Here is a 12,379-nt window from a genome sequence, read left to right as displayed (position 1 = left end):
GACGGCAACCCCAAGAATAAAAACGGCTGTACACCCCTTTCGGTTGCTCGAAACAACCTATTTCTGGAGTAAGTATCATGAAAACCACTATCGCTATTGCTGCATTAGGTCTGGCTTCCGTTCTCTCTTTTTCTGCCAGCGCTGCTGACCTGGTGACTGAGCAACAAGCTGCCAGCCAGAACCTGCAATCAATGGGCACCATTTCCGTCAGCGGTCTGGACAGCTCACCGATGACCATTCGTGACGCACTGTCCGAAAAAGCCAACCAACAGGGTGCCAGCTCGTACCGTGTGATTGAGGCTTATAACAACGGCAACTACCACGCGACCGCTGAAATCTATAAATAAATTGCTCGCACGGGCGCTGAGTAAATGCGCCCGGCCGTCGTACTGACGACCTGAAATCCGCAGGTTGCTGGAATGAATAAGGTGAGAGTGTCTGACGCGAGACTGAAGTACGCGATGATGTTAACGGGCATGTCACTGCTAAGTGTTACCAGTAATTCCTCGTCGACCTGACGAACCCTTTGGCCCCGCACGCCGGGGCCCTTTTTGCTACTGCACTGTTCTTCCCATCCGATACCTACCGAACATTGAAGCGGAGCTTACCCTCAAGCTCTTCTTCAGCCTCATCAAACAGTAATATCAGCGCACCATAGCGCCGTTTCTGCCCGGCCCCGAGATGCACAAACTCTATCTCCAGCGGTAACGGCAGCAGCGAAGCAGTCACCGCATCCCAGAGACTATCCAGATCGATGATTAGCCGATCGGCGATCCCAAAGCGCTCGCTGAACTGCCGATAAAAATGGGCCTGATCGACGATCTCATTAAAATCAAAGCTCTCTTTCTTCATGCTGGCCGCTCCGTAAATCCACACCGGGCGGCATCAGCCGCCCGGACGATCACAGCCCACCGAGATGCAGGGCCTTCACTTCAAGGAACTCCTCCAGGCCCAGCACCGACCCTTCACGGCCAAGACCTGACTCTTTCACGCCGCCGAACGGTGCCAGCTCGGTGGAAACCGCGCACTCATTCACCCCAACCATACCGCTTTCCAGCGCCGCCGATACGCGGAATACGCGTTGCAGGTTTTGGGTATAGAAGTAAGCCGCAAGGCCAAATTCAGTGTCGTTGGCGCGACGAACCACATCCTCTTCGTCATCAAAGCGGAAGCAGGCCGCTACCGGGCCAAAAGTCTCCTCTTTGGCCAGCTTCATTCCTTCATGCGCATCAGCAATCACCGTCGGTTGCCAGAAGTTGCCGCCCAGCTGATGACGCGCGCCACCGGCGACGATACGTCCTCCCTGAGCCACCGCGTCTTTGACGTGCTCTTCCACTTTCTCCAACGCCGACTTCTCAATTAACGGCCCGACGATTACTCCATCATCCACACCATTACCCACTTTAAGCTGCTTCACTTCGTCTGCCAGCTGATTAACAAAGCGGTCGTAGACAGAGCTGTGGACATAGAAGCGGTTGACGCTGACGCATACCTGCCCGGCGTTACGGAATTTATTGGCTATTGCCCCCTTCACTGCGGCATCAATATCAGCATCGTCAAACACGATATACGGCGCGTTACCGCCCAGCTCCATCGACACTTTTTTCATGGTGTCTGCGGCATTGCGCATCAGCAGCTTACCGACCTGTGTCGAACCGGTGAACGAGATTTTCCGCACCGCTTTGCTGGCCATAATCGCATCGCTAATCGCCTGAGTATCACCGGCGACCGCGTTCAGCACCCCGTCCGGCACGCCGGCTTTTTTTGCCAGCGCCAGCAGCGCAAAAGCGGATAGCGGCGTGTTATTGGCCGGTTTGATGATGCCGGTACAACCTGCGGCCAGTGCCGGGCCGAGCTTGCGCGTCAGCATCGCCATCGGGAAGTTCCAGGGGGTAATCGCCGCGACGACACCAATCGGTTCGCGGGTGGCATAAATCCGCGAGCCGGGTTTGGCGGGAGGAATGATTTCACCATTAACGCGCTTCGCCTGCTCGGCAAACCATTGAATAAAGCTGGCGGCATACTCCACTTCCCCTTCGGCTTCTTTAAGTGGCTTACCCTGCTCCGCCGTCATCAGTTTGCCCAGCCAGCTTTTATTCTCAATCATCAGCTGATACCAGCGATAAAGGATTTCAGCGCGCTCTTTGGCCGTTTTCGCCCGCCAGGCTGGAAATGCCTGCTCTGCGGCGGCAATCGCCTGTTCGGTTTCGCGCTTACCGGCCTTTGCCACGCTGGCAATAGTTTCCCCGGTCGCCGGGTTTAGCACATCAAAGTTTTCGCTCAACGCGTGCCACTGGCCATCAGCGAGGTAGCCGGTCTGAAAAAGGTCGTTATCTTTAAGGAATGAGTAAGACATGGGTTTCTCCTGTTAGATTTGCCATCCTGTTTAACAGAGTATAGTTGGCAAAACTCCGGGGTTTTTGTTGAACAGGCGCGGGCAGGCAGAAGAAATGTAAGCGGGGATAAGCGGTGCCCGCAGGCACCGACATAGATTTACACGGAAATCAGTGTGTTCTGATATTTGTTCAACATATCGGCCAGACGTTTGACCGGCTCGGTGACGGTGGTCGGTGCATCATATGCCACCAGCTTTTCCTGATACTCATCAAACTCACGCAGCAGGCGCTGGAAGTAGTAACGCCGCTTGTCATCACTGTGTGCGGCAATCACCCGGTCAGCGGTATAGCGCAACTGCTTATGGAACGCCGAGAGTTCGGCGTTAATCGGGATATCCGCATTGCGTAAGCGCTGGTGACCGATAATCAGCGTCAGCGCCAGGCGATACTTATCGATATCACCGGGGAACATATTCAGCAGCATAAACAGCTGCTGATACAGTGCCGGCAGATGGTTTTCATTGCGCCGCGCCTGGTTGGTGGTCATCGCCGACACCGCCGCATACATAAAGCGGTTCAGCAGCGTGCGGGCGATGCGTGCCTTTGAGGTATCACGAATCAACAGAATCACCATTGTCGCGACAAAAGCCCCAATGCACTGGCCTAACGCGCCATCGATAAAGGTGTGAATCTGAAAGGTCATCGGATTATCCAGCACCAGAATATTCAGGGTACCGATAAAGGCACCGAGCGTACCCAGCTGTCGCCGCTGAATAAATATCCCGGCAACAAAGGCCAGCGCGCCAATTGCGATCAACAGTAACAACAGACTTTGCTGCGTGGCGGGCAGGATAAACATAAAGTAGATACCGCCCAATGGGATCGCCACCGCCATACCATAGAGGAAATCCTTCGCCATCATCAACGGATTCGGCATGCGCATTGCCAGCGCGGTAATCACCGCCAGCATCACCATACAGCCGCTGCCCGATGTCCAGCCGGTATACAGCCAGAACAGCGAGCCTGCTGCCGTCGCCACAAAAGTACGGATACCGTTAATGATCGCATGACGGCTTTCAGCGGATTTCGCTTTAATCACCACTTCACCGTCAAGGATCGCCTCCTCAGTACCGCTAATCCGGCTATTGCTGTGAATACCTTTCAGCAACAGTAGATAGCGCGTGGCGTTACCCACCCAGCTGGCGACGGTGATGGGCGTCTGCTTACTGCTGCTGGCGGTGATCACCCGGCGCATCAGCTTCATCCGCTTATGCACATCGCTGACGCTGTTAACCGGTTTTTCAAACAGCACTTTATACTGCGGCGGCAGGTATTCCGGTCGGCTGTTCTGGATAAGAAACGTCTCCGCCGCCTGGGTAATCAGCTTCAGCGATAAAGTATGGAGCGCCACCAGCCGCCGGTTAACATTCTTCCAGCGCGCCGATTCCATCATCAGCAGGTTGCGCATCCCGTTCAGGGCATTGGTACGACGCACCAGATCTGCCCAGGACTTATCCACATCCTCTTTATCCGCATGGGCGATACAGAGTTGCAGCAGCTTATAGTGATCGACCAGCAGCGAATCAATTTCGCGATCGATATTATTTTTGATCGATCGTGGCGAAAACAGCAGATCGGCGACGATCGCACAGACAATGCCGATCACAATCTCACTGCAGCGCTCAATGGCGAACTGCGGCGCCAGCAGCACCGAGCCATTGGGCTGGGCATCCACACTGACGATGATAATCAGCGCGGTGTAACCGGCAAGGCCAAGTGCATAGGAGTTTTCAACTTTAATCAGCGATGACAGCCAGACGCAGATTCCCGCCCATAAGCAGCACAGCATCAGCATTAATGCCGGCGCCCGGATGGTGCTGATCATAATCACCAGCGCCGCGATGCAGCCGATAAAGGTGCCGATGATACGCAGTAAGCCACGGTGACGTAACGCGCCGGAGAACGGATCACCTCCGGCGGCAAAGGCGGTGCCACCGGCGACGATACCGGCGGTCATCACCGCCCAGCGTGGCGTTTCGAGGTTAAAGTGAAAGCCGATAAACAGCGCCATCACTACCGCGAAGGTCAGTTTGAGCGGAAAGCGCATCCGCTCTAAGGTAAAACCGTCCATATTGCCTCCGCTTAGCCGAACTCACGCAAGCGTTGCAAGAACCTGGCCAGCGGCGGTAGTTGCTCGTTTTTCCGATCTGTTGCACCGGTCACCACCACGGTTGCGGTGGTGCCTGAAGGGTAAAGATTGCCAGGCTGCTGATCCAGATGGATTTTCACCGGCACACGCTGTGCCAGACGCACCCACTCAAGGTTAGAGTCGATGGTCGCCATTCCTTTACTGTCAACGGTGCTGCTGCTGTTGGTAACACCCGCAGCGACGCTGTCGACGGTGCCGCGCAGCACTTTGCTGCTGCCCAGCGGGGTGATTTCTACACGGTAGCCCGGACGCACCCCTTCCAGCTTGGTCTCTTCCATATAGGCAAGAATATAGAAGCTATCCTGTTTCACCAGCGCCACCGCGGTTGAACCACGGGTGATAAATTCACCGTTATACACGTTAAGGTTGGTGACCCAGCCATTGGATGGCGCACGGATCACGGTACGATCCAGATCGAGTCGTGCCAGATCGCGCGTGGCCTGCGCTTTAGCCAGCTGATGCTCGCTGGTTTGCAGATCGCTATTGGACTGTTCAATCGCTTCACGCGACATGGCCGACACGCCCAGCTGATTGCGGCGTCCGGCTTCACGGCGTTTTTCACTGACCAGCGCCTGATAGTAGGCGACATCCGCTTCTGCCTCATCCAGTGCTTTCTGGAAACGCGGCATATCAATGGTGAACAGCACATCACCCTGCTTCACCAGCTGGTTGTCATGCACGCGCACATCGGTGATCAGCCCGGTGACGTCAGGCGCAATCGCCACCACATCAGCGGTAAATTTAGCATCACGCGTCCACGGCGATTCGGTGTAGAACACCCAGGCGCGGAAGATAACAAACACAGCGATGATAACCAGCAGTAGGGTGATCGCATAACGGGCGATTTTTCTTATTAGAGCTTTCACTATGACCTCAGACGAACAGACGGGATACCAGATAAAACAGGCAGCAAAACAGCGCTGTGTTAAACAGTGCCGGATGCCAGACTAAATCATAGATTCCTGTGGGCATCAGCACGCGACGCACCAGCCAGAACAGCATCAGCGCGACGATAATCTCAAAGAATATGGGCGGAAACGAAAGCCCGAATACGACAATAACCGGAAGCACACTCATCTCTTATCCTTTTGCATACAGTGCCGGGTGGGTCCGTTTTGCCAAAAAAATGCGCCGCCGATATTTCAGGTGTCTACACGTTACAGGTTGATGATGGTCGGGCGACAGGTAAACTGTCAGACGAAAATCAGAACCGTGACTTAATGATAGATTAACATTAAGCATTATTGGCAAGGGGTGAGTAACCAGACGGTGACCCGGCAGCTATATAGTAACGCGCATGACTATAAGTTTTCTACATATTGTGATCTAAATCACTTTTAAGCCAGAGTGAATAATGGAAAGACTAAAAGGCATGTCGGTTTTCGCTAAAGTGGTTGAATTGGGTTCATTTACTGCCGCTGCGCGTCAGTTGCAAATGAGTGTCTCCTCAATCAGCCAGATCGTGGCAAAACTGGAAGATGAGTTGCAGGTTAAGCTGCTGAATCGCAGTACTCGTAGCATCGGCCTGACTGAAGCCGGGAAAATTTATTTTCAGGGCTGCCGTCGCATGTTGTTTGAGGCGCAGGAGGTGCATGAACAGCTGTATGCCTTTAACAATACGCCGATTGGTACACTGAGAATTGGCAGTTCATCGACGATGGCGCAGAACGTCCTCGCGACCATGACCGCCGAAATGCTGCGTGAATATCCCGGTCTGACGGTTAATCTGGTGACCGGCATTCCGGCGCCGGATCTGATTGCCGATGGCCTTGACCTGGTGATCCGCGTCGGTGCCTTGCAGGATTCCAGCCTGTTCTCAAAGCGTCTCGGTTCCATGCCGATGGTGGTGTGCGCGGCGAAAAGCTTTCTCGCACAGCACGGCGCGCCGGAAAAGCCGGGGGATATCGGCAACTTCTCCTGGCTGGAGTACAGCGTTCGCCCGGATAACGATTTTGAGCTAATCGCGCCGGAAGGCACCGCTATCCGTGTTTCACCGCAGGGTCGCTTTGTCACTAATGATTCGCAAACCCTGACGCGCTGGCTGAAATCCGGCACCGGAATCGCCTATGTGCCACTGATGTGGGTGATTGATGAGATTAATGCCGGAGACGTTGAAATACTGTTTAGCCAGTATCAGTCTGATCCGCGACCGGTTTACGCGGTGTATACCCAGAAAGATAAGTTACCGCTGAAGGTTCAGGTGTGTATTAATTATCTGACGGAGTATTTTGAACAGGTAGGAACGCTTTATCAGGAGCACCGTAAGCTGTAAGAGAGCCGTTTTCAGCACCCGTCCTGATGGCATGTCGGGTGCAAACCCTCGACACGGGCGCCGAGAACGCCGCCCCTACGGGTTGTATCTGTTGTAGGGGAGCCGTTTTCGGCTCCCGTCATAAAGGTATGCAGCGTGCAAAAACCTCGGCACGGGCGGCGAGAACGCCTCCCCTACGGGTTGTATCTGTTTGCAATATCAGGCGGTTCCGCCCACCGTCAGCTTATCCAGTTTCAGCGTTGGCTGGCCGACTCCCACCGGCAGGCTTTGTCCTTCTTTACCGCAAACGCCCACGCCTTTATCCAGCGCCAGGTCATTACCCACCATCGAGATTTGCTGCATCGCTTCAATACCGGAACCGATCAGCGTGGCGCCTTTCACCGGCTTCGTCACTTTGCCATTCTCAATCAGATAAGCTTCAGAGGTTGAGAAGACAAACTTGCCAGAAGTGATATCCACCTGGCCGCCGCCAAAGTTCGGCGCATACAGGCCATACTCAACGCTTTCGATAATATCCTGCGGCGTCGACTGACCCGCCAGCATATAGGTGTTGGTCATACGCGGCATCGGCAAATGAGCATAAGATTCGCGACGGCCATTACCGGTCGGATTAACCCCCATCAGCCGCGCGTTGAGCTTATCCTGCATATAGCCTTTGAGAATACCGTTTTCAATCAGCACGTTGTACTGGCCCGGTACGCCTTCATCATCAATAGCCAATGAACCGCGCAGGCCATCAATGGTGCCATCATCCACCACGGTACACAGCTCTGAAGCCACCAGCTGCCCCATCTGGCCGCTGAACACCGACGTGCCACGACGATTGAAATCACCTTCCAGACCGTGACCGACCGCTTCATGCAGCAACACACCAGGCCAGCCAGCACCCAGCACCACCGGAATGGTTCCGGCTGGCGCGGCGATAGCAGAGAGATTGACCAGCGCCATGCGCACCGCTTCACGCGCCCAGGCTTCGGCACGCACTTCACCATTTTCATCGGCGAGGAAGAATTCATAGCCGCTACGACCGCCGCCGCCAGCGGAACCGCGCTCGCGCTTACCGTCATCTTCGACCTGCACACTGACAGACAGGCGCACCAGTGGGCGAACATCGGTGGCCAGCGTACCATCAGTAGCCGCCACCAGTACCAGTTCATAGACGCCGCTCAGGCTGGCGGTCACTTCCTGCACTCGCTTATCAGCAGCACGCGCTGCGCTGTCGACGCGGTGCAGCAGGGCGATTTTCTCTTCCCGTGACAGACTCTGTAACGGATCAAGCGCCGGGTAGAGCGGACGATGCGCTACCGCACCGAGGGTTTTGGTTCTGCCGTCGCCCTGTTCACGCACGATGCTGCGCGCGGCATTGGCGCTTTGCGTCAGCGCATTCAGGGTGATCTGGTCAGCGTAAGCAAAGCCGGTTTTCTCTCCGCTGATCGCCCGAACGCCGACACCCTGGTCAATGTTATACGAGCCATCTTTGATGATGCGGTCTTCCAGCACCCAGGATTCATGGTAGCTGGATTGGAAATAGAGATCGGCGTAATCCAGTCGACGTTCTGAAAGCTGCCCTAAAAGGGTAAATAGATCCTGATGATTAATGTTGTTAGCAGTTAGTAACTGCTCACTTACCAGATTCAGACTCATCGTTTCTCACTCGTTGTGTGACAATATAGTTATAGCCTGCGGTAATTCACCAGCGCCGTCAAATTCACTTTGCGCTGTTTTCACGCGGCTTGCGTAACACTTCGTTGATTACGGGCTTATCGATAGGCCCGCTGATGTGATAACGCAGGACAGAAATCTTATTCCACAGCGGTCCGAGCACCTTGCTGGCGGCAAATACTGCCGCACCCACCACCGGATTGACCACAAATGCGGCAGCCACGCCGACGGTGGCGGAAATTTCCGGTGCCACCACCGCTTGCATATCAATCTGGCGTTTAACCAAATCCAGCTTGCCCTGCATGGCAATATCCGCTTCAAGACCATCCACCAGCAGGTTGTCGGTACGCATTACGCCATTTTCAATCCATGCGGTGCCGTTAATCGAGTCAAACCAGAATCCCTGACTAAAGGTGTCACTAAAATCGAGGCGCAGTTTGCGCAGCAGGGCGTCAAAACTGACCAGTCGCAGCAGCTGTCCGGCGCGACCGGTGCTCACGTCAGCAATTTCACCTTTGCCAAAATGACTTTTCAACACGCCGCTCAGACTCTCAGGCGCTGGCTGCCACGGCGCAGCACGCCAGTGTAAGTCATAGTCGATATTAAACGGCGCATCGCGCAGCGGCGTACTCACGCCAAACCAGTTGGAGGCATCGTTAATTTTCTGCCCGCTCAGCTGGCCTTTTAATGAAGTACGCTGTTCGCCCGGCCGATTAACCCATGCGCCGTTAACCGTCAGTCGCGCACTGCCACTGTCGATCAAACCGTTGGTCAACGTCAGGGTATCGTTTTTCGGCGTCAGCATCGCCTGCACACGACCAAACTTCTGCCCGCGAATCCAGCACTCGTCACAAACCGCGTCCAGCGCGGGCCAGCGGCTGAAATCGATCGCGCTACTGTCAGCGGGCAGCGGCGACGCACTGCCATTTTCGCTGCTGGCAAACTGCGGATTGTAATAAAGGTAGTTGAGATGCGCGCGCCACGGTGCGTTACGTGCAATATCCAGCGAACCACGGATTTCGTGCCCGGTTGCCTTCACTTGCGTGTCACCGGAAACCGTCTGGTTGATGCTGACATCCAGGTCACGCCATTGCTGACCCACCAGATTCAACGCCGGAGTGCGCAAAATAATATTGCCCGGCAGATAGCCGCTGCCCGACTGTCCCTTAGCGCCGCCCGCCATCAATCCAAGCCAGGCTTCACCATCCAGCGGCGGCAGATTTAATACCATGCCGGAAGTATCCGGTAAGGCTGGCGTGGTTTTGCTGTCGTTGACGAGGATGCCGCGATCAACCCGTAATTGCTTACCCAGTAACCAGCGACTGTTAAAACGATGGCTTTCACCCACAACACCACTGAGATCGAAACTTTTCAGATTCCCTTTAGCTGTTACGTTAAGCGGCAACGCGCTGCCCGAGCGTTTATCCAGTGGAGAGGGTAAGTGACTACTGACATTTTTCAGGTCGCCATCGATATTAATATCGTAGTTCGCGCCACCAGCGTGCGGCAGGACAATCGCCACTTTGCCATTCCACGCCGCGCTGCCCTGTAATTGGTCAGCAATGGGCTCCGGCAATATATCGATTTTCGCCGGCTGCCAGTTGCCTTTCAGGTTAACGCCAATCCGGTAGTTTTTATCACCTTCAACGGTATTAAAATTGACGCCAACAGGCTGACCAAACCAGCTGGCGTTCATCTCATCGCTTTGTAGATTGCCGTTGTCATAGCGGAACCGTCCGGTAAGCTGGCTAAGCGTGCTTTCCAGTGGCTTAATCAGCAGTGTATTGTTGTTCAGCGCCACTTCTCCGCTGGCACGCACCTGCTCACCGTCCAGCGGGATATCGAGATGTAAGCGACCACTTACATCGCCGCCAATCTGCAGCTCATCAAGCGCCGCGCCAAGCGTCGACTTCAACGGTGACTGATTAAAATAGTCGCGAACGTCAGGTCCGGCACCGCGAATATCACCATCGATAATCAGTTTCTCTTTCAGATAGTCCGGGATCACTGCGGTAACATTTTTGCCCTGCACTTTACCCAGCATCGCCTGTGGCGCGTTCATCCACAGTCCGTCATTCACGAAATCGAGGTCGATAGCGAGGTTATTCAGCGTCGGCCAGCCGGGTTCAAACTCATAATGGGCATTGCGCAGCGGTACCCACACTTCGAACATGCCGTCACTGTGCTTAAATGGGAACTTCTGCGGGTTACCGGCAAAAATCAGCGACGCATTCTGTACCTGACCGCCTTTAATCGCCCCGCTCAGATAGTCGGTCAGCGACTTGCCCATCAAGGGTTCCGGGAAATAGCGCCAGGCATCACCGGCATCCGTCACATTAATCCCGGCAAGGATATCGAGGCGCGGTGGCTGATCCTTCGGCTGACTGTAGTTAAAATCGCCTTTCGCCCACAGGGAACGCGCTTTCACGTCCAGATCTTTGCCGCTTAAGCTCAGCCCCTGATCGCTGTAGTGCCAGTCGATGGCACCGGTGGCCTGCTGAATCTCCAGCGGCGCGCGGAACATATCACCGTAGGGTAACCGGGCATCGGCGACATCCAGTTGCAGCCTGCCATGCGCCACACCGCCGGAGAGAGAACCGTTAAAATGCTCCATGGCAGGCAACAACTGCCACTGCTGCCAGCTCAGGTTTTGCCAGTGGGCCTGAAAACGCGTCCGTTCCGGCTGTTTGAGCGGCACATCCACCGCCAGCGCATCAATCTGCCCACGCGGATGAATGGTGCGCCAGTTTTCCAGCAGTTGGGGGGATAACCTGGCGAACAGCGGTATCAGTGGTTCGAGGTATTTAATATCTAACTGGGTTGCCCGCACCCGCAGCTCTTCACTGTGATCCGGCCCCGGCAGCAAACCGCTTTCCGGCTGCCAGAGCAGCGAGAACTGCCCTTTCGGCCAGGCTCCGCCGTCAGTTTGCAGATTGGTTTCCGGCACCCTAATCGCCCAGCCGCTGTTCACCCGCGTGACGTGTGCGGTGACATTATCAACATCCAGACGATGCCCACGTTGGTCGCCCTGCCAGGTTGCGCCGCCCTGTTTCAGCCAGATATCACCGTCATACACGTTGCCCTCTTTCAGGCTAACCCAGGCCGCCAGACTAAAGCGGGCGCTATCCAGACTGGTGTTATCGCGCATCCACTGACCGAGCCAGGGTTTAACATCAACATCATCGGCCTGCATCCAGATGCGGCCGTTGTTAAGTAACCCATTATTATCATTAAGATCGAGTCGCACCTGCACCACACCGTGCTGGCCTGTCAGACTGGAGAGGCTCACTTCGCCCTCGGCACGATGGCGCGCTTTTTCGTTAAGCCAGGTGAGTTTCGGGATAGCCAGTTCAGCGCGCTGGCCGGAAGGCGTCAGAAAACTGATGCTGCTGTCACGCAGATCAAAGTGGTCGAACTGGCGTAAAAACAGATCGCTGATCTTATCGCTTTTAAAGCTGTTGCTGTTACTGTCGCCGGACACCAGCGGTGTATTAGTGGTGAGGTGCATCTGCCAGAAGGTCAGATCGCGGAACTGCCAGCGGGCGTGCAGCAGCGACTGCCAGACGTCCAGCGCCAGGGTGACCCGATCAATGTTCAGTTGCCCGCCATCTTTCAGGCTGACACTGACGTCTCTGACATCCAGGGTGGGGCCGAAGGTTTGCCAGCTGCCGTGCAAGGCACTGGCGTCAATCGGTAAACCGCTGGCAGATGAGAGGGTGTTGAGGATCGAGGCGCGATAGCTGTCCATATGCGGCATCACTAATCGCAAGCCACTGACCAGCAGCGCAACCAATACGATCAATGTTGCGCCTGTTAATAACAGGATCCTCGGCCACTGCCTCACTCACCTCTCCTTGTTTTAAATCTGTGTAAACTGCGGTACGGCTTGATGCAACGGGC

9 protein-coding genes are annotated in these 12,379 nt (G+C 55.1%); 2 read left to right on the top strand and 7 right to left on the bottom strand.

What is annotated here, in order from left to right:
* Positions 1-77 precede the first annotated feature (77 nt).
* A complete protein-coding gene (gene yhcN / locus NG42_RS05350) occupies positions 78-347 on the top strand; it encodes a peroxide/acid stress response protein YhcN (RefSeq protein WP_052898239.1) in 270 nt (89 codons plus the stop codon).
* Positions 348-582: 235 nt separating this feature from the next.
* On the opposite strand, the gene NG42_RS05345 is transcribed toward yhcN, so the two are convergent.
* From NG42_RS05345 to aaeX, 5 genes are all read right to left on the bottom strand, one after another.
* Complete coding sequence (locus tag NG42_RS05345) at positions 583-852, bottom strand: barstar family protein (protein ID WP_052898238.1); 270 nt, start codon at positions 850-852, stop codon at positions 583-585.
* Between the two features lie 49 nt (positions 853-901).
* Complete coding sequence (locus NG42_RS05340) at positions 902-2,356, bottom strand: NAD-dependent succinate-semialdehyde dehydrogenase (protein WP_052898237.1); 1,455 nt, start codon at positions 2,354-2,356, stop codon at positions 902-904.
* Between the two features lie 137 nt (positions 2,357-2,493).
* Positions 2,494-4,467 carry a p-hydroxybenzoic acid efflux pump subunit AaeB gene (aaeB, locus tag NG42_RS05335; protein ID WP_052898236.1) on the bottom strand — a complete coding sequence of 658 codons (1,974 nt, stop codon included), beginning with the start codon at positions 4,465-4,467 and terminating at the stop codon, positions 2,494-2,496.
* Positions 4,468-4,478: 11 nt separating this feature from the next.
* Positions 4,479-5,411 carry a p-hydroxybenzoic acid efflux pump subunit AaeA gene (gene aaeA, locus NG42_RS05330; RefSeq protein ID WP_052898235.1) on the bottom strand — a complete coding sequence of 311 codons (933 nt, stop codon included), beginning with the start codon at positions 5,409-5,411 and terminating at the stop codon, positions 4,479-4,481.
* 7 nt (positions 5,412-5,418) lie between these two features.
* On the bottom strand, positions 5,419-5,622 hold the full coding sequence (gene aaeX / locus NG42_RS05325; RefSeq protein WP_052898234.1) for a p-hydroxybenzoic acid efflux pump operon protein AaeX: 204 nt from the start codon (positions 5,620-5,622) through the stop codon (positions 5,419-5,421).
* Between the two features lie 277 nt (positions 5,623-5,899).
* On the opposite strand from aaeX, the gene aaeR reads away from it, so the two are divergent.
* Positions 5,900-6,817 carry an HTH-type transcriptional activator AaeR gene (gene aaeR / locus NG42_RS05320; protein ID WP_052898233.1) on the top strand — a complete coding sequence of 306 codons (918 nt, stop codon included), beginning with the start codon at positions 5,900-5,902 and terminating at the stop codon, positions 6,815-6,817.
* A 198-nt stretch (positions 6,818-7,015) separates the two neighbouring features.
* Here aaeR and tldD read toward each other — a convergent pair whose 3' ends face one another.
* On the bottom strand, positions 7,016-8,461 hold the full coding sequence (tldD, locus tag NG42_RS05315) for a metalloprotease TldD (RefSeq protein ID WP_052898232.1): 1,446 nt from the start codon (positions 8,459-8,461) through the stop codon (positions 7,016-7,018).
* A gap of 64 nt (positions 8,462-8,525) precedes the next feature.
* Positions 8,526-12,323, bottom strand: coding sequence for an AsmA2 domain-containing protein YhdP (gene yhdP, locus NG42_RS05310; protein WP_052898231.1), 3,798 nt, complete (start codon positions 12,321-12,323; stop codon positions 8,526-8,528).
* Positions 12,324-12,379 lie beyond the last annotated feature (56 nt).

Source organism: Winslowiella iniecta, from assembly GCF_001267535.1.
GTDB classification, from domain to species: domain Bacteria; phylum Pseudomonadota; class Gammaproteobacteria; order Enterobacterales; family Enterobacteriaceae; genus Erwinia; species Erwinia iniecta.
Note: the sequence above shows the minus strand (reverse complement) of the source record. Positions and strands in the feature narration are given on the sequence as shown.

Excerpts from the sequence above, each read along its gene's own strand:
- yhcN (WP_052898239.1), top strand. The coding sequence starts at position 78 with ATGAAAACCACTATCGCTATTGCTGCATTAGGTCTGGCTTCCGTTCTC.
- NG42_RS05345 (WP_052898238.1), bottom strand. The coding sequence starts at position 852 with ATGAAGAAAGAGAGCTTTGATTTTAATGAGATCGTCGATCAGGCCCAT.
- NG42_RS05340 (WP_052898237.1), bottom strand. The coding sequence starts at position 2,356 with ATGTCTTACTCATTCCTTAAAGATAACGACCTTTTTCAGACCGGCTAC.
- aaeB (WP_052898236.1), bottom strand. The coding sequence starts at position 4,467 with ATGGACGGTTTTACCTTAGAGCGGATGCGCTTTCCGCTCAAACTGACC.
- aaeX (WP_052898234.1), bottom strand. The coding sequence starts at position 5,622 with ATGAGTGTGCTTCCGGTTATTGTCGTATTCGGGCTTTCGTTTCCGCCC.
- aaeR (WP_052898233.1), top strand. The coding sequence starts at position 5,900 with ATGGAAAGACTAAAAGGCATGTCGGTTTTCGCTAAAGTGGTTGAATTG.
- tldD (WP_052898232.1), bottom strand. The coding sequence starts at position 8,461 with ATGAGTCTGAATCTGGTAAGTGAGCAGTTACTAACTGCTAACAACATT.